This is a genomic window from Pseudomonas sp. GD04091 (genome assembly GCF_029836165.1).
Classification (GTDB): domain Bacteria; phylum Pseudomonadota; class Gammaproteobacteria; order Pseudomonadales; family Pseudomonadaceae; genus Aquipseudomonas.
This window is the reverse complement of sequence record NZ_JAOEBG010000015.1, coordinates 41,991-61,948: the sequence shown is the minus strand read 5'-3', so window position 1 is coordinate 61,948 and position 19,958 is coordinate 41,991. Positions and strand designations below refer to the sequence as shown.

23 protein-coding genes and 1 tRNA gene are annotated in these 19,958 nt (G+C 64.0%); 12 read left to right on the top strand and 12 right to left on the bottom strand.

Annotated elements, in window-relative coordinates; genetic code table 11:
• Nucleotides 1–36: 36 nt before the first annotated feature.
• Nucleotides 37–528, top strand: coding sequence for a GNAT family N-acetyltransferase (locus N7422_RS17920; RefSeq protein WP_279807803.1), 492 nt, complete (start codon nucleotides 37–39; stop codon nucleotides 526–528).
• Nucleotides 529–575: 47 nt separating this feature from the next.
• Entirely contained in the window at nucleotides 576–929 is a 354-nt protein-coding gene (locus N7422_RS17915; RefSeq protein WP_279807802.1) for an SH3 domain-containing protein, read from the top strand.
• Between the two features lie 2 nt (nucleotides 930–931).
• Here the strand turns inward: N7422_RS17915 and N7422_RS17910 are convergent, their stop codons facing one another.
• The gene (locus tag N7422_RS17910; RefSeq protein ID WP_279807801.1) at nucleotides 932–1,492 is read right to left on the bottom strand and encodes a cysteine hydrolase family protein; all 561 of its coding nucleotides are present in this window, start codon (nucleotides 1,490–1,492) and stop codon (nucleotides 932–934) included.
• Between the two features lie 500 nt (nucleotides 1,493–1,992).
• On the opposite strand from N7422_RS17910, the gene N7422_RS17905 reads away from it, so the two are divergent.
• Nucleotides 1,993–2,187, top strand: coding sequence for a hypothetical protein (locus N7422_RS17905; RefSeq protein WP_279807800.1), 195 nt, complete (start codon nucleotides 1,993–1,995; stop codon nucleotides 2,185–2,187).
• Nucleotides 2,188–2,305: 118 nt separating this feature from the next.
• On the opposite strand, the gene N7422_RS17900 is transcribed toward N7422_RS17905, so the two are convergent.
• On the bottom strand, nucleotides 2,306–3,223 hold the full coding sequence (locus tag N7422_RS17900; RefSeq protein WP_279807799.1) for a LysR family transcriptional regulator: 918 nt from the start codon (nucleotides 3,221–3,223) through the stop codon (nucleotides 2,306–2,308).
• A 101-nt stretch (nucleotides 3,224–3,324) separates the two neighbouring features.
• Between N7422_RS17900 and N7422_RS17895 the strand changes: the two genes are divergently transcribed.
• Nucleotides 3,325–4,086 carry a TSUP family transporter gene (locus tag N7422_RS17895; protein ID WP_279807798.1) on the top strand — a complete coding sequence of 254 codons (762 nt, stop codon included), beginning with the start codon at nucleotides 3,325–3,327 and terminating at the stop codon, nucleotides 4,084–4,086.
• Nucleotide 4,087: 1 nt separating this feature from the next.
• On the opposite strand, the gene N7422_RS17890 is transcribed toward N7422_RS17895, so the two are convergent.
• From N7422_RS17890 to N7422_RS17875, 4 genes are all read right to left on the bottom strand, one after another.
• Nucleotides 4,088–5,518 (bottom strand): diguanylate cyclase, encoded by a 1,431-nt coding sequence (locus N7422_RS17890; RefSeq protein ID WP_279807797.1) that lies wholly within the window; start codon nucleotides 5,516–5,518, stop codon nucleotides 4,088–4,090.
• Between the two features lie 113 nt (nucleotides 5,519–5,631).
• Entirely contained in the window at nucleotides 5,632–7,461 is a 1,830-nt protein-coding gene (locus N7422_RS17885) for an SLC13 family permease (RefSeq protein ID WP_279807796.1), read from the bottom strand.
• A gap of 179 nt (nucleotides 7,462–7,640) precedes the next feature.
• Nucleotides 7,641–8,021 (bottom strand): glycine zipper domain-containing protein, encoded by a 381-nt coding sequence (locus tag N7422_RS17880; RefSeq protein ID WP_279807795.1) that lies wholly within the window; start codon nucleotides 8,019–8,021, stop codon nucleotides 7,641–7,643.
• A gap of 74 nt (nucleotides 8,022–8,095) precedes the next feature.
• On the bottom strand, nucleotides 8,096–8,281 hold the full coding sequence (locus N7422_RS17875; RefSeq protein ID WP_279807794.1) for a hypothetical protein: 186 nt from the start codon (nucleotides 8,279–8,281) through the stop codon (nucleotides 8,096–8,098).
• Between the two features lie 225 nt (nucleotides 8,282–8,506).
• On the opposite strand from N7422_RS17875, the gene N7422_RS17870 reads away from it, so the two are divergent.
• Both N7422_RS17870 and N7422_RS17865 read left to right on the top strand, forming a co-directional pair.
• Nucleotides 8,507–9,667, top strand: a complete 1,161-nt coding sequence (locus N7422_RS17870; RefSeq protein ID WP_279807793.1) for a GGDEF domain-containing protein — start codon at nucleotides 8,507–8,509, stop codon at nucleotides 9,665–9,667.
• Between the two features lie 69 nt (nucleotides 9,668–9,736).
• Complete coding sequence (locus N7422_RS17865; protein ID WP_279807792.1) at nucleotides 9,737–10,087, top strand: hypothetical protein; 351 nt, start codon at nucleotides 9,737–9,739, stop codon at nucleotides 10,085–10,087.
• A 14-nt stretch (nucleotides 10,088–10,101) separates the two neighbouring features.
• Here the strand turns inward: N7422_RS17865 and N7422_RS17860 are convergent, their stop codons facing one another.
• Nucleotides 10,102–11,175, bottom strand: coding sequence for a PAS domain S-box protein (locus N7422_RS17860; RefSeq protein WP_279807791.1), 1,074 nt, complete (start codon nucleotides 11,173–11,175; stop codon nucleotides 10,102–10,104).
• 133 nt (nucleotides 11,176–11,308) lie between these two features.
• Between N7422_RS17860 and N7422_RS17855 the strand changes: the two genes are divergently transcribed.
• Nucleotides 11,309–12,130, top strand: a complete 822-nt coding sequence (locus tag N7422_RS17855; RefSeq protein WP_279807789.1) for a class I SAM-dependent methyltransferase — start codon at nucleotides 11,309–11,311, stop codon at nucleotides 12,128–12,130.
• 25 nt (nucleotides 12,131–12,155) lie between these two features.
• Here the strand turns inward: N7422_RS17855 and N7422_RS17850 are convergent, their stop codons facing one another.
• The 4 genes from N7422_RS17850 to N7422_RS17835 all read right to left on the bottom strand — a co-directional run bounded on the left by N7422_RS17850 (nucleotide 12,156) and on the right by N7422_RS17835 (nucleotide 15,304).
• Nucleotides 12,156–12,923 (bottom strand): SDR family oxidoreductase, encoded by a 768-nt coding sequence (locus N7422_RS17850; protein ID WP_011533483.1) that lies wholly within the window; start codon nucleotides 12,921–12,923, stop codon nucleotides 12,156–12,158.
• 27 nt (nucleotides 12,924–12,950) lie between these two features.
• Entirely contained in the window at nucleotides 12,951–14,018 is a 1,068-nt protein-coding gene (locus N7422_RS17845; protein WP_279807787.1) for a phosphotransferase family protein, read from the bottom strand.
• Between the two features lie 198 nt (nucleotides 14,019–14,216).
• On the bottom strand, nucleotides 14,217–14,534 hold the full coding sequence (locus N7422_RS17840; RefSeq protein WP_279807786.1) for an SCP2 sterol-binding domain-containing protein: 318 nt from the start codon (nucleotides 14,532–14,534) through the stop codon (nucleotides 14,217–14,219).
• Nucleotides 14,535–14,590: 56 nt separating this feature from the next.
• Complete coding sequence (locus tag N7422_RS17835; protein ID WP_279807785.1) at nucleotides 14,591–15,304, bottom strand: histidine phosphatase family protein; 714 nt, start codon at nucleotides 15,302–15,304, stop codon at nucleotides 14,591–14,593.
• 198 nt (nucleotides 15,305–15,502) lie between these two features.
• On the opposite strand from N7422_RS17835, the gene sohB reads away from it, so the two are divergent.
• The 4 genes from sohB to N7422_RS17810 all read left to right on the top strand — a co-directional run bounded on the left by sohB (nucleotide 15,503) and on the right by N7422_RS17810 (nucleotide 18,294).
• Complete coding sequence (gene sohB / locus N7422_RS17830) at nucleotides 15,503–16,519, top strand: protease SohB (RefSeq protein ID WP_279807865.1); 1,017 nt, start codon at nucleotides 15,503–15,505, stop codon at nucleotides 16,517–16,519.
• Nucleotides 16,520–16,663: 144 nt separating this feature from the next.
• A tRNA-Cys gene (locus N7422_RS17825) sits at nucleotides 16,664–16,737 on the top strand.
• A gap of 763 nt (nucleotides 16,738–17,500) precedes the next feature.
• Nucleotides 17,501–17,833 (top strand): hypothetical protein, encoded by a 333-nt coding sequence (locus tag N7422_RS17815; RefSeq protein WP_279807783.1) that lies wholly within the window; start codon nucleotides 17,501–17,503, stop codon nucleotides 17,831–17,833.
• Nucleotides 17,834–17,877: 44 nt separating this feature from the next.
• Entirely contained in the window at nucleotides 17,878–18,294 is a 417-nt protein-coding gene (locus N7422_RS17810) for a hypothetical protein (RefSeq protein ID WP_279807782.1), read from the top strand.
• A 48-nt stretch (nucleotides 18,295–18,342) separates the two neighbouring features.
• Here the strand turns inward: N7422_RS17810 and N7422_RS17805 are convergent, their stop codons facing one another.
• Nucleotides 18,343–19,260 (bottom strand): AraC family transcriptional regulator, encoded by a 918-nt coding sequence (locus tag N7422_RS17805; protein WP_279807780.1) that lies wholly within the window; start codon nucleotides 19,258–19,260, stop codon nucleotides 18,343–18,345.
• 103 nt (nucleotides 19,261–19,363) lie between these two features.
• Here N7422_RS17805 and N7422_RS17800 point away from each other — a divergent pair, with 103 nt between their 5' ends.
• Nucleotides 19,364–19,924, top strand: coding sequence for a carboxymuconolactone decarboxylase family protein (locus N7422_RS17800; RefSeq protein ID WP_279807779.1), 561 nt, complete (start codon nucleotides 19,364–19,366; stop codon nucleotides 19,922–19,924).
• Nucleotides 19,925–19,958: the final 34 nt, after the last annotated feature.

The window sequence follows — 19,958 nt, the reverse complement described above, 5'->3', positions numbered from 1 at the left end:
ATGCCGCCCCTGTTTCCCGCCATCCGGATCCGCCCCATGAGCACCCTGACGTTCCGCCATGCCCTGTCAACCGACGTAGACCGCTGCTACCAGATCGAAACCAGCGCCTACGAAGGCGACGAAGCTGCCACCCGGGAAAAGATCGCCACGCGCATCGCCCAGTACCCGGACGGCTTTCTGGTGCTGGAGGCGGATGACCAGGTGATCGGCTTCATCAACAGCGGCTGCGCCCATGAGGTGCTGATGTCGGACGAGGCGTTCAAGGAGCTGGTCGGGCATGATCCGCAGGCGCCCAATGTGGTGATCATGTCGGTCGTGCTCGACCCGGTCCACCAAGGTCAGGGTCATGCCAGCCGCCTGATGACGCGGTTCGTCGAGCAGATGCGCGAACGAGGCAAAGCGACCATTCACCTGATGTGCAAGGCGCGGCATGTCGGGTTGTACGAGAGGATGGGCTACGCGTACGTCCGTCCGTCAGCCTCCGATCACGGCGGCATGGCCTGGCATGAAATGGTCATGGTGCTCTGAGGGCCCTTCGACTAGCATCGACGTTTTTCGCAGCCAGGGAGAGGCCTGTGAAGTACGTCGCGATCGCAGCACACCGCAGTGAGTACCCTGCGCCCATCACTTTCGCCCGTGGCGCGTTGCTGAGCATCGGCCAACGCTACGAGGGCGACGAGCACTGGGAGGACTGGTACCTGTGCGGCTGCCACGGCCAGGAGCCTGGCTGGGTGCCTGCCCAGGTGATCGAGCGGCTTGGTGTCGATCGGGGCAGGGCGCTGGAAGCCTACTCGGCCCATGAGCTGGACATCGACCCTGGCCAGCAACTGGAAGGCTTGCGCCCCTTGAACGGTTGGCTCTGGTGTCGCCGGGTAGCCAACGGGGAGCTTGGCTGGGTACCGATGGCGAAGCTGCGCCTGCTCGGCTGAGTTCAGGTCATGGCGAGCACCGCGGCGCTTTCGAGAATACGCGCATAGTCCATGGCCAGGTTGCTCAGGGCCAATGCGTGCACATCTTCCGCCGACCACAACCGCCCTGGCAGGTCGTGCTGGTCGAAGGTGTAGCAGGCGTCTGCCACCACCACCGTTTCGAACCCCAGGTTGCCCGCCGAGCGCGCGGTGGACTCCACCGAGTTGTTGGTGATCACACCGACGATGACCAGCTGGTTGATGTCGCGTTGGTGCAGCCAGCGTTCCAGGCCGCTGTTGCAAAAAGCGTCTGGCACGTGCTTTTCGAACACCGTTTCACTGGCCAGTGGGGTGAAGGCTGGCTGGAATGCACAGCCGCTCTGGCCCGGGCGCAACACCGAGCCTGGGTCGCGGGAGATGTGGCGGACATGGACCACCGGGCGCCTCCCCAGGCGCCAGGCGCCGAGGAGTTCGCCCATGCGCAGCTCAGCCTCGGGGTTGTTGCGTCGGCCTAGGCGCGGATGGTTGATACCATTTTGCATGTCGATGATCAGCAGAGCGGCGTTGTCGGCGAGAGCGGTCATGTCCGGCGGTTCTCCTTGGCTGTGCCGCGACCGTAGCACAGTGGTGAAGGAGCGGGGCGGGATCATCTGATCCGCTTTTTTTGCGCGAACCTGAATCTGTGATCGTATCAGTCACTGCCCGACAATATGCCCAGGCCCAGCCTTCCAACACGGTGTGCGCTGGGCAGGCTGCGCCGCTTCGCTCCAGCAACGGCCAGCCCCGCCGTTCCGTCATCACACTGTAGAGGTTCCGATGGGCAAGCTCGCGCTGTTTCTGGGTGGTTTTCTGCTGCTGACTATCATGATTGGCTTGCTCGGTACCATTCCGCCAAGCTGAGCCGCATTTTCCTGCCAGCCCGCCCGGCCTGAAGGCGGGCTCTCTGTCTTGCCTCGCCGCGGTTGTCTGGACAAGCGGTAGCTGCAAGTCATTCTCAAGTGCAAGTCGCTCGTGTAATCTCGCGCCCCCAACCCCAGGGCCCGGGCACACGGGCCGATCACTTGCCTTGGAGTCGATACACACTATGGAATGCAAGAAAGGCACTGCAGCGATGCTGGAGTGGCGCGGTCGTTTTCTCGGCGAGGATATCCTTCACGAAGAGCAATACGATCAGGCACTGCGCCGTGCCGAAGAGTTGGAGCGTTCCGGGGTGATCAGTGCAAGCGAGTGGATCGAATTGGTAAGACTGGCCAATGCCGCCTTGCTGCGTTTGCGATAATTCCTTCAAGGCTTGCTGAAACTGTCCACAAAAAACGTGGGTAGGTCTGTGGATAAAACGCTGCAGATGTTGTCTGGCAAGGCCTCTGTCAGATTGAGCAGAATTTGAGCAGCGTTGTTCAGGCCATTTTGCCCGGCCGCGGGCGGGCTTCGCGCAGTGCCTGCAGCAGCTCGCGGACTCGCGCCGGCACGTCGCCGGCCGGGTAGACCGCGTGCATCTGCGGGTCATGTCCGCTACTGGAGGTCAAGTGATAGTCGGGGCACACCCGCACCAGGCGGCCGGCAAGCACTTCGGGCTCGCCCAGCCAGTCGGCCAGGCGTGCGATGCCCGCGCCAGCGAGCGTGCTCTGCAGCACCGCGACGCCTGAACCCAGCCGTAGTCGTGGCCGGGGGCGCAGGCTGCTGATCCTGCCGTCGCGACAGAAATGCCAGGCCTTGAGGATGCGCGGGGCGGTGTGCAGGATCAGCGCGTGCCGCTCCAGGTCGTCCAGCTCCAGCGGTATGCCGGCATGCGCCAGGTACCGGGGGCTGGCATACAGGTGCCGGCGATACCGCCACAGGGGATAGCCGATCAGTTCGCTCGATTGTGGAAAGGCGCCCCGTATCACGAAGTCGAACTTGCCCTGCAACGGGTCGAGGGCCTGGTCACTGAACTGCACGTCGAGGGTGACCTGCGGATGGCGGCAGGAGAACTCGGCCAACACCTCCGGCAACACTTGCTGGGCAAGCACCTCGGGGGCGGCCAGGCGAATCCAGCCTTGTGCGCTACCGGACAGCGCGGCGAGTTCATCGGCTGCATCCCGTTGCACATCCAGCAAGCGTTCGGCGTGGGGCAGCAGGCGTTCACCCGCTTCGGTCAGGGTCACGGCGCTGGCATTACGGTTGAGCAGCTTGGCTCCGCTATTGTCCTCCAGGGCCTGCACAGCCCGTGTCACGGCGCTGGGTGAGCGGCCCAGGGCGCGGGCCGCACTGACGAAGCTGCGCTTGTGGGCGACGGTGACGAAAGCTTGTATTTCACGCAGCATGTCCAGTGCCATCTGGCCTATCCTCGTTGCAGTTTTCGCAACGTGGTATTTCAACATAAGCGCAACGCTTTTATTAGTCTGGCGGCCTGCCTTGTACCGCCTGGACATTCGCCATGATGGATATTGCCCTGCTTTCGCTGTTCGCTTTCGCTGCTGGCCTGATCGACGCTGCCGTGGGGGGCGGTGGGCTGATCCAGATCCCGGCGTTGTTCAACGTGTTGCCTGCCGCGCAACCTGCAAGCCTGCTGGGCAGCAACAAGCTGGCCTCGGTCTGCGGCACCGCCTTCGCCGCGCGTTCGTTCATTCGCAAGGTAAAGCTGGACTGGGGGTTGATCGTCCCGGCGGCGCTGAGCGCGTTCGTGATGTCGTTCTTCGGCGCCGCCACCGTGTCGCTGGTGCCGGCAAGCCTGATGCGTCCGGCGGTGCTGGTGCTGATCGTGTTGATGGCCATCTACACCTTCTGCAAGAAGGACTTCGGTACCTTGCACAAGCCGACGGCCATCGGACGCAAGGAGCAATGCCTGGCGGTGCTGATCGGGGGTGCCATCGGTTTCTATGACGGGTTGTTCGGGCCGGGTACCGGCAGTTTCCTGATCTTCCTGTTCATCCGTTTCTTCGCCCTGGACTTCCTGCATGCGTCGGCCTCGGCAAAGCTGGTCAACATTGCCACCAACCTGGCCGCGCTGGTGTTCTTCATTCCTTCGGGCAACGTACTGTGGGCCATCGCTCTGCCAATGGCGCTGTTCAATATCCTGGGCGCGCTGACCGGTACCTGGCTGGCGGTGCGCAAGGGGGCGGGGTTCGTGCGGGGGCTGTTCCTGGTCCTGTTGTGCGTGCTGATCGCCAAGTTGAGCTGGGACCTGTTGGGCGGATAGCTCAGACGACCTGGCGCTGCGGATCGGCCTGTTCGATACGGTTGCGACCGTGAGCCTTGGCCCGGTACAGGGCTTGGTCGGCCTGGGCCAGCAGCTGGTCCAGGCTGGGCGCCGGAGTATCGGCGCCGCAGCCGGCCAGGCCGATGCTCACCGTGACTTGCAGGCGTGGGTCGGCATGCGTGGTGTGCAGGTCCTGGACCGCCCGACGCAGGCGCTCGGCGGTGAACTTGGCCTGCTCGGGCGCCAGCCCCGGCACGACGATGGCGAATTCCTCGCCGCCCAGGCGGGCAAGCAGTTCGCCTTCATGCAACTGGTCCTGCAGCGTGGTTGCGAACTGGCGCAATAGCAGGTCTCCGGCCGCATGGCCGTAGCGGTCGTTGATCGTCTTGAAGTGGTCGATGTCCAGCATCATCAGGGTGAGCGGCAGGCCTGAGGGAGGACGCTGGCGCTCGTCGAGCAGGGCATTGGCGCGTCGGGTGAAGGCACTGCGAGTGAGGGTGCCGGTCAGGTGGTCGATGGTCGCCTGGTGGGCCAGGCGAGCCATCAAGCTACGGTTGGCGCTGCTCACGCAGGCCAGCACCAACGGCCCGAGCACCAGCATGGCGATACCCAGGCGTGCCGACATCAGGGTGGAGACACCCGGCTCGCTCTGCGGCACGCTGAAATGCATGAGGTTCTGCGCCACGGCGACGATCAGCGTGCTGCCTGCGGTAAGAGCCAGCAGGGACACGAGAAACGGCGAGTAGCTCAGTGCGCACCACAGCAACGCGGCGATCGGGAAGGCGATCGCGCCGGGCCCGCCGAAGGCGATACTGAGCGCCAGCGAAGCCAGCAGTACCAGTAGCGGCGCCAGGCGAATCGGCTGGCTGGCGCTGCCGCCACGGGTCAAGGCCCTTGACGAGGGCGCGGTGAGCAGCACCGGCAGCACCAGCACGCTGGTGGAAAACTGCTCGCTGAACCAGGCCAGCCAGGTCGCTTGCAGGGACTGTTGGAACCAGGGCGCAGCCATCACGCAGGCCAGGCTTGCAGCGACCACGGCCCCGGCCGCGCAGGCTGCGAACAGGCAAAGCGTACCGTGGGGCGTGCGCAGTCGACGATGCAGGCGTGGCAGGCGCGACATCAGGTACCAGATGGTGACGATGGCGCCGAGGTTGCACAGGTTGAGCCATAGCGCGGGTACCCAGGCGCTGCCACAGGCCAGGTCGGCGATGACCATACCCAGGTAGACCAGCACGAAACCGGAAAGGTTGGCTTGCCGCGGGTTGCGCAGGAGCACGCCGGCGAGCACCGCGTTGACCGGCCAGAACAGCGAAAGGGACTCTATCGGGCGAGCCAGGATGCCTGCCACGGTCAGGGCCAGGGTCAGGCCGAACAGGCTCAGGACGGGCAGCAGGCGCGATGGGACTGGAGACACCATGGGCTCGACCGGCAAGCGAAGACGGAATCCAGGAAAACGGCTGTAGGCACCTGGGACAAGTCGCGTCAGTGTCTTTCAGTCGGCAATTGATGTCAATTCGCTGCGAACCGCCAGAATATGGCGATGGCCTACAGCCCGAACACCCACGGCACCATCACCACCGTGACCAGCATCACCAGCAGGGTGAAGGGCACGCCGACCTTGACGAAGTCGGCGAAACGGTACTGGCCTGGGCCCAGCACCAAGGTATTCACCGGCGATGACACGGGGGTCATGAACGCCGCGGAAGCCGCCAGGGCCACGGTCATGGCGAAGGGGTACGGCGACATGCCCAGTTGCTGGGCGGTGCTGATCGCCACCGGCGCCATCAGCACCGCCGTGGCCGTGTTGGAGATGAACAGGCCGATCACCGCGGTGAGGGCGAACAGGCACGCCAGGATCGCGCTGGGGCCCGCGCCGCCAAGAAAACCGACCAGCGCGTCGACGGCCAGGTCGATGCCGCCGGTCTTCTGCAGGGCAAGGGCGAAGGGCAGCATGCCGACGATCAGTACCAGGCTCTGCCAATGGATCGCGCGGTAGGCGCTGTTCATGTCGATGCAGCGGCCGGCGCCCATGAGCAGGCAGCCGATCAGCGCGGCGATGACATTGGGTACCAGGCCGCTGACCATCAGGCCGACCATCACCGCCAGGCTGATCAGCGCATAGGGTGCGCGTGCGCGCGCAGGGGCGACTTGATCGATTTCGGCCGGCAGGCTCAGTACCAGGAAGTCGCGGGGTTCGCCCTGCAGCTGGCGCACGGCTTTCCACGGACCGATCACCAGCAGGGTGTCGCCCAGGCGCAGTTTTTCTTCCACCAGTTGGTCCTCGATGGCGACCTGGTCACGGCGCAGGCCGACCACGTTGAGGCCGTATCGAGTACGCAAGGCCAGCTCGAGGATGCTCTTGCCGATCAACTGCGAGCCTGGTGGCAGCGAGACTTCCGCCATGCCCAGCTCCTGGGACTGGTCGATGAAATAGGCCGCCTTGAAGTGCAGGGGCTCGAGCAGCATGGCCTGGCACAGGCTGCGCAGGTCATCGCGATTGGCGAACAGGTCGAGCAGCAGTACATCGCCCTGTTGCAGCACGGTGCCGGAGTCGGCGGCGATCACCCGGGTGGTGAACTTGTGCTGGCGCTCGATGCCGACCACGTTGGCGCCATGGCGGGTGCGCAGCTCCAGCTCGCCGAGGGTATGGCCGATCAGTGGTGAATGGGGGCGAATACGCAGGCGGCGCTCGCGCCCGCTGAGCTTGTAGTCCAGGACCAGGTCGAGCAGGGTGCGCCGGCTTTCCACCCGGCCATCCTTGCGCAGCTCGCCGTTGAGCCAGTGGCGGGTCAGCAGCATGTAACCGATACCCAGCAGCAGGACCACCAGGCCGAACGGGGTGAAACTGAAGAAACCGAAACCCGCTTCGCCATGGCGCACCAGTTCGCTGTGGACGACGACGTTCGGTGGCGTGGCCACCAGGCTGAGCATGCCGCTGATCAGGCCGGCGAAGCTCAGCGGCATCATCAGCCGGCTGGGCGAGAGCTGCAGGCGCGCGGCGATACTGAGCACCACCGGGATGAAGATCGCCACCACCCCGGTGGAGCTCATCACCGAGCCGAGTCCGGCCACCGCGACCATCAGCAGCACCAGCAGGCGCGCCTCGCTGTTACCGGCGCGCTCGCTCATCCATTCGCCGATGCGGTAGGCGATGCCGGTGCGCACCAGTCCTTCACCGATCACGAACAGGGCGGCGATCAGCACCACGTTGGGGTCGCTGAAACCGGCCAGGGCCTGCTCGACGGTAAGGATGCCGGACAATGGCAGGGCAAGGATCACCAGCAGGGCGACCACATCCATGCGCGGGCGGTTGATGATGAACAGGACGACGACGATGGCCAGGAGGCCGAGGACCCAGAGCAGCTCATGGTTCATGGGGAGGGGTGTTCCTTCACACGCAGGCACGAAAAGGCGATGGCCCCAGTGTGACAGCTCGGCGTGAACACGTCGTTGATGTGCTGCAATGTTTTACCGGCTTCCAACGATCGCGGGGCAAGCCCGCTCTCACGTAGTCGGTGAGAGCGGGCTTGCCCCGCGATGCCGTGAAGGCTGGATCAGTGGCGGTGCTTGTGCTTGCGGTTGCTGTCGCCCACATGGTTGCCGATGGCGCCACCGGCCGCGCCGCCCAGGCCGGCGCCGATGGTCGAGCCGTTCGAGCCGCCGAGCTTGCCGCCGAGCAGCGAGCCGCCGGCCGATCCCAGGCCGCCGCCAATCGCCGCTTCGGTACGGTTGCCCTTGCGCGCGCCGACCGCGCTGCCGGCGGCGCCACCCAGGCCGGCACCGATGGCCGCGCCGGTGCTGCCACCGATCTGCTTGCCGACCACATTGCCCAGGGCGCCGCCCAGGCCGCCACCGATTGCCGAGGTGCCGTCACCGGCGAAGGCGCCCTGGCAGAGCAGCAGGCCGAGGGCGAGGGAGGGCAGAGTCAGACGCATGTTTTGAACCTCAGGGGAGTCATCAGGGAAAGTCGCCGCGCGGGCGGCGGTGTTGTCAGGGTTGCAAGGACGCTTCAGCGCCAGTAACGGTCACGGTACTGGCGATTGTCGTCGTCATCGTGGTCGCGGTCATGCCGATGGTGATGACGGTGGCCGCGATCTCCGTCGCGCCAGCCATCGTCGTCGTGGTAGTGGTGGCTGTGGCAGCCGCCGAGCAGCAGCAGGGTGGCGATCAGCGAAAGGCTTGCAAGGCGAGTCATCAAGATATAGGTCCTTGATCCGTAACGGATTACGCGGTACCTGCTGAGACCTGGAACGGTCGATTTGGTTCTTTGCCACGGTAAATTTTACTGCCGTGGCGATGAGCGGCGTGCCTGTGGGCTGCTGTTCTGTCCCGCACGGCCATGGCCGCTGTCGCCGGGCCCACCTAGACTTGCTGGCAGGCCGCAGTCAAGACGGCCATCTGCCACGCACGGTGAATCACGATGATCGCCCACACCCCGACATTGTTCGCTGCCGTTGCCCTGGTCGCGACCATCCTGGCCTTTTGCCTGTTGCTGGTCGGACAGTTCAACCAGCGTGACAACCTGTTGCTGACGGGCTGCGGGCTGCTTTCCCATGCCTTGGCGTATGTCTGCTACACCCTGTATGGCCATGCGTCGCTATGGGTGAGCTACGGGCTTGGCAACAGCCTGTTGTCGCTGGCCCTGGCGTTCTACACGGCGAGCCTTTTCCGGGTGCGCGAACAGCGGGTGCCCTGGCGCTGGATCTTCGCCATTCCGCTGCTCATGCTGGGCGGCCTGACGCTGCTGCTCGACACGCTGGAGCCGCGCATGCTGCTGGCGACACTGGTGCTGATGCTGCAGTGCGCGCTGCTGCTGTACTGGGCGCACCGTCCAAGGACGGCGGCGGGCAGGGCGCACCTGTTGATTTCGATCGGCGCGGCGATCAGCCTGGTCGGCCTGGGCATGCGGGTGCTCGCCGTGCTCGCCGGTGGTGCCGCCGAAATGCGCTACGACGCCAGCAACCTCAAGCAGACGATCTCGGTGGGCATCGGCACGGTCACCGTCATGATGTACTCGATCGGTCTGGTCCTGATGGCCAAGGAGCGCAGCGAATCGCGCTTGCAATACCTGGCCCAGCGCGACGTGCTCACCGGCACCTACAATCGCCGGGCCATCCTCGAGCGCTTTGCCGTGGAGCTGGCGCAGGCGCGTATCGACCACGCCAGCCTGGCCGTGGCGATGATCGACATCGATCACTTCAAGCGGATCAACGACCTGCACGGCCACATGGCCGGCGACGAAGTGCTGTGTCACTGCGTGCGCCAACTGCAGCAGCGCTTGCGGGCCGGCGACAGCCTGGGGCGTTATGGCGGCGAAGAGTTCCTGCTGCTGTTGCCGGGCACCGATGGCGAAGGCGCCATGGGTGCGTTGCAGGGCCTGCGCGAGGCCATCGCCGCCAGCCCGGCCCGGTACGCTGGCAGTGATATCCCGCTGCGGTTCAGTGTCGGGCTGTGGTGCGGCGTGCCTGGGGCGGACGATTGCATCGCCAGCCTCATCGCCCAGGCCGACGCCGCGCTGTACCAGGCCAAGGCCGGTGGCCGGAACGCCGTGCGCATGGCCGCATGGCTGGGGGCGAACTGACGCTTGCCTGGCAATTCACCTGCCTGCCCGGTGGTGCTAGAGTCGCCTTCTTTTTTCCGAGGATGGAACATGCGAGCAATTCTGCCGATGACTGTCGCGCTGCTGTTGGTGGGCTGTGCGTCGTCGACCATGGAGGCGGCGCGTGGCGGTGCTCCGACCGCACGTCTGGATTCGCACAAGACGCCCGACCTGGTCGCCCAGTGCATCCAGTTCAGCTGGCAGGAGGAGAAGGCATTCGGGGTCGACGCCAGTGGTTACCTCGAGGCGCGCAAGCAGGGCGGGTTCACGGTCTATACCCGTGAGGCCGAGTCGTTCGTCGATGTGTACGCTCAGGCGGGCGGGACGCGGGTCGACTATTACGCGCGAAGCGACGACGAAATGGCTCTGCGGCGGCGGGCGGCGGCGGCGACCTGCTTGTAGCCGGCGCTTCGGCGTCAGGCCAGCCGTGCTTCCAGCCCGGCAATATGGGTCTGCAGGCGTTCATGCTCCTCGCGCTCGGCGGTGATGTCCTCGAACACGCTGATCAGATGTTCCGGTTGGCCGTCGACCCGGCGCTCGAGGGCAGTGCGGGCCCTTACCCAGATGTAGCGCCCGTCCCTGTGGCGCACGCGTTTTTCCACCTCGTATCGCTCGATCTCGCCCGCGAGCAGGCGTTGCAGCAGCGTCAGGTTGTCCGGCAGGTCATCGGGGTGGGTGATCTGCTGGAAGGTGTTGCCGTACAGCTCGTCCTCGCGATAGCCCAGCAGCTCGCAGAAGCTACCGTTGACCCGCCGCCAGCTGCCGTCCGGGTCGATATAGGCGAGCGCGCCCCAGGCCAGTTCGAAGATGGTGCGAAAGCGCGCCTCGCTCTGGCGCAGCTCCTCTTCGGCGACCTTGCGTTCGGTGTTGTCCATGCTGATGCCGACCATCTTCACCGGCCGCCCGACGCTGTCCTGCAGCACCGTGGCGCGCGAGGCGATCCAGCGCTGGCTGCCGTCGGGGCGGGTGATGCGGAAGTCGCACTCGCAACCGGTGCCGTCGGCCACCGCCTGGGCGTACATGCCCTGCATGTGCTGGGCATCCTCGGGGTGGATGTGCAGCCAGAAGTCTTCGTTGCGCTGCAACGCCCAGCCATACACGGCCTCGACGTTGGGCGAGTAGGTCACTGCGTCGGTGACCAGGTTCCATTCCCAGGTGACGATGCGGGCGCCTTCCTGGGCCAGTTTCATGCGCGTTTCGCTTTCCATGATTTCGGCGGTGTAGCGGCGACGCACATCGGTCATGGGCAGTTCGACCACTTCGGCCTGTTGCACGCTGTGCAAGGCCTCCTCGCCGTAGCGCAGCCAGATCCAGTTGACCTTGAGGAAATTCGCCAGCTTGCGCAGGTTGTCGTAGTCGATCTCCCCGCCGCGGGTCCACTTGTGCACCGCCGTGCGCGAGATCCCCAGCGCCGTGCCGACGGCTTGCAGGGTCAGCTTGTGGTGTTCGAGCAGTTCCTTGAGGCGAAAGGCGAAACTGTTTTCCGTCATGGGCGCTGGATCCTTGGGCGGGACGAAGCGGGCAGTATACCTGAGCTGTCAACTTGAGGTTGACGGGGAGTTGCCTGGCATCCCGGCGCCGGTTAACGTGGCGCCTGACTCACACTGGACAGGGAAGCACCGCATGAGCCGATCACTGGAACTCAATCGCGCCAGCTGGGATGAACGCGCACCGTTGCACGCCGCCTCCAAGGATTACGAGGTCGAGCGTTTCCTTGCCGAGCCTGGGCATCTGTCCGAGGTGGTGCGCTTCGATCTGCCGCGGCTGGGTGACATCCAGGGCCTGCGCGCGGTGCACCTGCAATGCCATATCGGCACCGACACGCTGTCGCTGGCACGCCTCGGCGCCGATGTCTGTGGCCTGGATTTTTCCGCTGCCTCCCTGGCCCAGGCGCGTCTGCTGGCCGAGCGCTGTGGCGCGGGCATCGGGTATGTCGAGTCGGACGTGTACCAGGCTGATCAGGTGCTGCCCCCCGGCGCTTTCGACCTGGTCTATACCGGAATCGGTGCGTTGTGCTGGCTGCCGAGCATCGAGCGCTGGGCGCGAACCGTGGCGGCGCTGCTCAAGCCAGGTGGGCGGTTGTTCCTGCGTGACGGCCACCCGATGCTGATGGCCATCGACGAGGACCAGCAGGATCGCCTGCAAGTGGAGTATCCCTATTTCGAGCGCGAGGCCCCGACGGTATGGCACAACGACCAGACCTACGTCGACACCGACCAGGCACTGACCCAGACCGAGACCCATGAGTGGAGCCATGGCCTGGGCGAGGTGATCACCGCCTTGCTGAGCAATGGGCTGCGGATCACCGGCCTGGAGGAACACCAGAGCATCCCCTGGGAGGCGCTGCCTGGGCAGATGGCGAAGGGCGCCGATGGTGAGTGGCGCCTGGTCGACGCGCCCTGGCGCCTGCCGTTGAGCTATACGTTGCAGGCGACGAAAGCGTAGGCCGCCGCCACTGCTCCCGCGTCGGTCAGGAGAGGAAGCCGCCGTCGACATTGAGCGCGGTGCCGGTGGTGTAGCTGGAGGCGTCGCTGGCCAGGTACAACACCGCACCGGCCATCTCGCTCGGGTCGGCGACGCGCTTGAGCGGGATCTGCTGCAGCGCGGCATTGCGGATGCTGTCGTTCTTCACCAGCGCCGAGGCGAACTTGGTGTCGGTCAGGCCTGGCAGCAGGGCGTTGCAGCGGATGCCGAACTGCGCGCATTCCTTGGCGAACACCTTGGTCATGTTGATCACCGCCGCCTTGGTCACCGAGTAGATGCCCTGGAACAGTCCGGGCGAGACACCGTTGATCGAGGCGACGTTGATGATGCTGCCGCCGCCGTGCTCGCGCATCAGCTTGCCGGCCTCCACCGACATGAAGAAGTAACCGCGAATGTTCACGTCGACGGTCTTCTGGAACGCCCCCAGGTCGGTATCCAGCACGTTGCAGAACTGCGGGTTGGTGGCGGCATTGTTGACCAGGATGTCGAGGCGGCCGAACTGCTCGCGGATGCCGGCGAACACCTGCTGGATCTGCTCCATCTCGCCAATGTGGCAGGCCACCGCGGTGGCCTTGCCACCGGCGGCGATGATCGCTTCGGCGACCTGCTGGCAGCCGTCGAGCTTGCGACTGGAGACGATCACATGGGCACCCTGCTGGGCCAGCAGGTGGGCGATGGCCTCGCCGATGCCGCGGCTTGCACCGGAAACGAAAGCGATCTTGCCGTCGAGGTCGAACAGGTGGGTCTTGGACATGCGGGTATTCCTTGTTGTCTGCCGGAGTTACAGGCCGGATTTGCCGATCAGTTGCAGGCTCATCTGCTCCAGTAGCCGGTTCATGTGGATGAACTGGGCGAAGCGCTTGTCCTGGGTCTGGCCGTGGAAGAAGCGGTAGTAGATCTGCTGGACGATGCCGGCCAGGCGGAACAGGCCGTAGCAATAATAGAAGTCGAAGTTGTCGATGCGGATGCCGGCGCGCTCGGCGTAGTAATCGACGAACTGCTGGCGGCTCAGCATGCCCGGGGCGTTGCTCGGCTGGCGGCGCATCAGTTGCACCGGCGCCGGGTCGTCGGCCTCGATCCAGTAGGCGAGGCTGTTGCCCAGGTCCATCAGCGGATCGCCGATGGTGGCCATTTCCCAGTCCAGCACTCCGATGATGCGCATGGGGTTGGCGCTGTCCAGGATGACGTTGTCGAAGCGGTAGTCGTTATGGATGATGCCCGGGCGCGGGTGGTCGGCGGGCATCTTCTCGCGCAGCCAGGCGATCACCTGCTCCCAGCGCGGCGCGTCGGGTGTCAGGGCTTTCTCGTAACGGCTGGCCCAGCCTTCGATCTGGCGCTGCACGTAGCCTTCGGGCTTGCCCAGGTCGGCCAGCCGACAGGCGTGGTAGTCGACCTGGTGCAGCTCGACCAGGCGGTCGATGAAGCTTTTGCACAGGGCCTCGGTGCGGTTGGCGTCCAGGCCGAGCTCGGCCGGGATATCCGAACGCAGGATGATGCCGCTGACCCGCTGCATCACATAGAACTCGCCGCCGATCAGCGATTCGTCGGTGCAGTGCACATAGGCCTTGGGGCAATAGGGGAAACCGTCGTTGAGCTGGTTGAGGATGCGAAACTCCCGGCCCATGTCGTGGGCCGACTTGGCCTTGTGCCCGAACGGTGGGCGGCGCAGGACGAACTCCTTGCCGGGATAGGCCACCAGGTAGGTCAGGTTGGAGGCGCCGCCGGGGAACTGGCTGATGGTCGGCGTGCCTTGCAGGCCGGGGATATGATCCTTCAGATAAGGATCGATGACGGCGGCATCGAGTTCTTCGCCGGGGCGGACCTGGGTGGACTGGTCGGTGAGCGTCATGCGATTTCCTTATGATCTGGAGCAAGGATTATTGGCTAATCTAATTTCCTGTCGAAGCTGGTACAAGCGTGCCAGACGCTTATTGGCCTGGGTGTTGCCGGGCGATCAACGGCCCTGATGGGCAGCGGTTTGGCGCGGGCAAAAAAAAACCGAAGCGCATCAGGCTTCGGTTTTTTCATTCGCGATTCGTCGCGCCGATCAGGCCGGGAACAGCTCGCTGAGCTTCATCGACAGCATCATGTCGCCCTCGACCCGCAGCTTGCCGCCCATGAAGGCCTGCATGCCGTCGGTTTCACCGCTGACGATGCCCTTGAGGGTTTCGCTGTCCATCACCAGGGTGCAGTTGGCGTCGGCGTTCTCGCCTTCCTGGATGTCGCAGGTGCCATCCTTGACGATCAGGGCGTAGTGCTTGTCTTCGTCGGTGATGTTGAAGCCGAACACCAGGTCCAGGCCTTCGGCAGCGACTGGGTTGAACTTCTCTTGCATCTTCTTGACGGCATCAGCTACGGAGGTCATGGCGCATTCCTTATAGAGTGATATTCGCGTCCCCAAAGGGACAAAACAGGCCGGGCTCAGCGATAGGTGATGAGCTCCGGCGCCCTCAACAGCTGCACATGGGCTTGGCTGTTGAAGGAAGCCAGTGCCACGTCGCGCCCCCGGAATTTCAGGTGGCTGAGCGACGTGTTGATGATCTGCCAGTTCAGGGCGAAGGCCTGCGCCGGCGTGATTCCGCTAACCAGGTGGAGCAGGGCGGCAATGGTGCCGCCAGAAGTGAACAGAGCGATGTTGGCGCCGCTGGCCGCGCTGTCGAGCAGGCGCCACAGACCATCGCCGACCCGGCCGGTGAACGCCTGCCAGGTTTCCAGGTTGTCGTCGTGGGCATGTTCGCCGGCGTGCCAGCGCTGCACCATCAAGGCGAACAGGCGCTGGAACTCGCTGCGGTTCTGCGTGCCGTTGCGCAGCACATGCAGGGCATCGGGCTCGTCGGGCAGCAGACCGGGGAGCAGGGCGCGGATCACGCCGTCGGCGTCGAACTCGTTGAACGCGGCGTCGGTCTCGATGGCCGGGACCGGATTGCCATGGGCATGCAACGCATCCAGTGCCAGGCGCGCGGTGTCCTGCTGGCGGCGCAAGGTGCCGGCCACGCAGCGATCCAGGCGCAGGCCCAACTGAGCCAGGTGCTCGCCCAGTGCCAGGCTCTGACGCTCGCCCACCGGCGAAAGCACGTCATAGTCGGCGGCACCAAAGGAAGCTTGGCCATGTCGGATCAGGTACAGGTTGCCCACGTGGAAGTCCGGCCCGGTTGAAGGTTGCTGCGAGGTTAGGTTGCCCCAGGCAGGCTGTCAACGAAAAAACATACAAGCGTTTGAAAAGGTCGTTTGAACTGTGTTGCCAGCATTTTCCCTGGCTGGCAGCGGCCCAGGCGCACCGGTATGCTTGCAACATTTCGCGCCGTTCAGGTGCTGGTCTATCAAGGAGTCAACGTGGAGTTTCTTGCCGAATACGCAAGCTTTCTCGCCAAAACCGCAACGCTGGTGATCGCCATCCTCGTCGTGCTGTCGGCCATCGCCGGGCTGCGCGGCAAGGGGCGACGCAAGCCGGGTGGGCAATTGCAGGTCACCCGTCTCAACGAGTTCTACAAGGAGCTGCGCGAGCGTCTGGAGTCAGGCCTGCTCGACAAGGCCCAGCTCAAGGCACTGCGCAAGCAGCAGGCGAAGACCGAGAAGCAGCAGAAGAAAAAGCCCGAAGACAAGCGCCGGGTATTCGTGCTCGATTTCGATGGCGACATCAAGGCGTCGGCCACCGAGAGCCTGCGCAACGAGATTACCGCGCTGCTGACCCTGGCCACCCCGCGTGACGAAGTGGTCCTGCGCCTTGAGAGCGGCGGCGGCCTGGTGCACAGCTACGGCCTGGCAGCCTCGCAGCTGGCGCGGATCCGCGAAGCCGGCATCCCGCTGACCATCTGCATCGACAAGGTCGCCGCCAGTGGCGGGTACATGATGGCCTGCATCGGCGAGAAGATCGTCAGCGCACCGTTCGCCGTGCTCGGCTCGATCGGCGTGGTGGCACAGATGCCCAACGTCAACCGCCTGCTGAAGAAGCACGACATCGATTTCGAAGTGCTCACCGCTGGCGAGTACAAGCGCACCCTGACCGTGTTCGGCGAGAACACCGAGAAGGGGCGGGAGAAATTCCAGGAGGACCTGGACATCACCCACAAGCTGTTCAAGGATTTCGTTGCTCGCTACCGTCCGCAACTGCACATCGATGAAGTGGCCACCGGCGAAGTCTGGCTCGGTATCGCCGCGCTGAACCGCCAGTTGGTGGATGAACTGGGCACCAGCGACGAATACCTGAGCCGCAGCGCCCGCGAGGCCAATGTGTTCCATCTGCACTTCGCCGAGCGCAAGAGCCTGCAGGAGCGCATCGGCATGGCCGCCAGTGGCGCGGTGGAGAACACCCTGGTCGGGTTGTGGAGCAAACTCGGGCGCCTTCGCTAACACCTTGACCCCCTTGAAGATTTTTTTCTTGAAGGGGGTTGCAAGGTCCATCGAATGCCGACATAATGGCGTCCATCGAAACGCAGCTGGCTTGAAAAAGTTCAGCGGTTTCAAGGAGATAGCGAAAGCTGACTCCGACTTTGAGGCCGAGTAGCAAAGTGGTTATGCTCCGGATTGCAAATCCGTCTACGCCGGTTCGATTCCGACCTCGGCCTCCACTCTTCGAAAGCCCCGCAATCTTTAAGGTTGCGGGGCTTTTTCATGCCTGCGCATTGTCCCTCTGCGCTCTGTTTGGGACAAATCTGGGATACCGAAGAAAATCGCGTGCCGCTCGGGCTTTCGGCAGCATGGCTGCTTTCGAACCCATGCGGATATCCGGTTCGTGCCGGATCAACGGGTTTGCAGTCTAGGAAGCACTCCGTTGGGGCAATCCGCCTCCAGGTTTTTCTTCTTGCATGCCGTCTCTGCCTCCTCCCTGCTCGGATAGGTCGGCGTGAGCCGTTGTTTTTCCTTGTTGTCGTAGATGTCGAAGCCGCCTGAGTAGGTCGGCGTCCAGTAACGTAGGCCAAGACGCTGTCGATCATGTTCATTGGGTACTGCTGGAACGATTACGAACCTCGAAATCATTTTCTATGCCTCCTTGCCTAAGACTTTAGTAGTAGCCGTAGAGGAGGGTGAGGGCAAGGCCCGGCATCGCCGTGTTGCATGAAGAATCGATTCATCTTGAGGTGTGCGCGACAAGCGCCAGGGCGAAGAGCGGCGTCATCTTTGCCATTCGCGCCGGCCAGTAGCCAAGCGTTACCGGTGTGCGCGCAGCGTGCGTGAACGTTCACTCCATTGCTCGACCCAGATCCGCGAAAATGAAAATGGCCACGAGGACGCAGGATCGAGCTGCCTGGTGATGGGCAGAGTTGTCGCAAGGGCAGCCTTGTTAGTAAAGTTGCCGCACTTTCCCTGGCCGCCATAGACCGAACACCGCCGATGACCCAGCTGGATCACCTCGCCAACTATGTCAGCGCCATCCTGGGTTTGTGCTCGCCTCGGGCCGCGCATCTTGAGCGTTCGCATCAAGAAACCTGGCTTGACCAAGGCTTCACCGTCACCGCTGAGGAAAAAACCTATGCCTTTGACGACGGCACGCTCATCAAACGGCTAGCCGAACAGGACAACTTCCCCTGTGATGGGGGCTGCGCTGAATGCTGGATCAGCTACCAAGTCATTCGCCAACCACGCGGCGCGGTGGTCAGCCCCACCCACATCAGCTTTACCAATCCGTGCAGAGAGGCCTACTGGCTCCGGTATTTTTCCGCGTAGCCGCTACTGGGTCGGTACCGCCAAAATGGACAAGGAGGTCGCTGATGCTGGCGAAGTTGTTGGTAACGGTCGGAATCGTCTTTTACGCCGTGGTCGTACCGATTCTCGAGATCAACGATACCCATGTATTCAACCCGGCGTGGGAGGCCCATGCCAGGCTTCACGAGACGTGGCAGCTGTTTACCAATACCGCGCTCGGCGCATTCAGTGTCTGGCTTGTCTGGGGCAGGAGCGATCTTCAGCTGGCGAGCCTGCTTACGGTGTTTGTAACGGGCGGATTTCTGCTGGCCTACTGGCTGCGCGATGGCTACGGCGGGTCGATGGTGCTCTCGGATGGATCCGAGAAGATGATTCTGGGGCTCAACCTCGGCCTTGTCGCCTACACCCTGGCCATTTTGCTGGCAGGGCTCGCCGTGGCCATCGATCAACGTAATCGAAAGCGCTTGCAGATCGCTGAATGAAATAGCGACCCTTGCAAGCTCGCGGTCTGCCAGGGTGGGAGTATCGACTCAAGCCGCCCGCCCTTCATGCTGCTTGCGATAAGCCCCGGGCTGTACGCCGACCGCCTTGGCAAACGCCCGGGTGAACGCCGCCACCGATTGATATCCCGCCTGTGCGCCTACCTGCTCGACGGTATTCCCGGCCTTGAGCAACTGGCACGCGTGGCGCATGCGCAACGCCAGCAGCACCTGCCCGGGCGACTGCCCGGCCAGTTCATTGAACCGCTTGAAGAACGCCGAGCGCGAAAGCCCGGTGCACGCCGCCATGCTCTCCAGCGTCCACGCCTGCCCCGGCTCGTCGATCAAGCGCTCCAGCAACCCGGCAAACGCCGGCTGACGGGCGAGGGCGACCAGGCCGCCGAGCGACTGGCCGGCATGCACCTGCTGGCGCAGTACATACAGAAACAGCAGATGGGTGAGGCGTTCGAGCAGTGTCTCGGAAGGTTGCGGCATGCGCCGGCACTCTTCCAGGATCAGCTCGAACAGTGCCCGTGCCGCACTGCCGGCCGGGTCGTCGGCGCGCAGCAGGATCCAGTCGGCCAGCCCTTCGACGATCAGCGACGACAAGCCTGGGTGGAAGTGGAAGAACCCACAGACCAGCCCCACGCCGTCGGGCGCTTCGTTATCCAGTGCCTGCATGGTCTGGCGTGGCTGGGCGCAGGCTGCGGCCGGATCCTGATCGCTGGACAGCCGATAGGCCAGGTCGCGCAGCAGAAACACCGCATCGCCGCTTTCCAGCCGGACCGGCTCGGGCTGGCCATCGATGTGCAGCCAGCAGCGCCCCTGTACCACCAGATGAAAACTGGCCCGGCCCATGCCCTGGGTGCTGGCGTGCCAGCCGCCGCAGTAGCGACCGACATGGAACAGGCTGGCGTCGAGCTCCAGGCTCTCTAATAACCAATCGACAAGATGGCTGGATGAAATCATCTAATGCAAAGACTCTGGAGCAAGGAAAGGCGACTGATGAATATGGATGCTACTTCTTATAACCAACAGACTGTAGCGACCTACATCAAAGGAGACCACTCCAATGTCCGCGCGCATCACTCTACACAGCCTGCAGACCGCTCCGGAAGCCGCACGTCCGTTCCTTGAAAACGCCCAGAAGAACTCCGGCTTCATTCCCAACCTGCTGGGTATCCTTGCCAACGCCCCGGCCGCGCTGGAAACCTACGTCACCGTTTCGGCCCTCAACGGCAAGTCCGAGCTGACCCTGGCAGAGCGCGAGGTGGTGCAACTGATCGCGGCCACCCAGCACGGCTGCGATTTCTGTGTCGCCGGCCACACCGCCGTGGCCCTGAACAAGGCCAAGCTGCCGCAGGAGGTGGTCGATGCCCTGCGTGCCCGTGGCGAGCTGCCCGATGCCCGTTACGAGACGCTCGCCGCGTTCGCCCGCGAAGTGATCGCCACCCGTGGCAATGTCAGCGACGCCACCTATCAGGCCTTGCGCGACGCCGGCTTCACCGAGGGCAACGCTTTGGAAGTGATTCTCGGGGTGAGTCTCGCAACCCTGTGCAACTTTGCTAATGTGTTCGCCCAGACGCCGCTCAACGACGAACTGAGCAAGTACCGCTGGCAGCCTTCGGCGTAATCGAAGCCTGATGCCGGCGCGCCGGTGTTTCAAA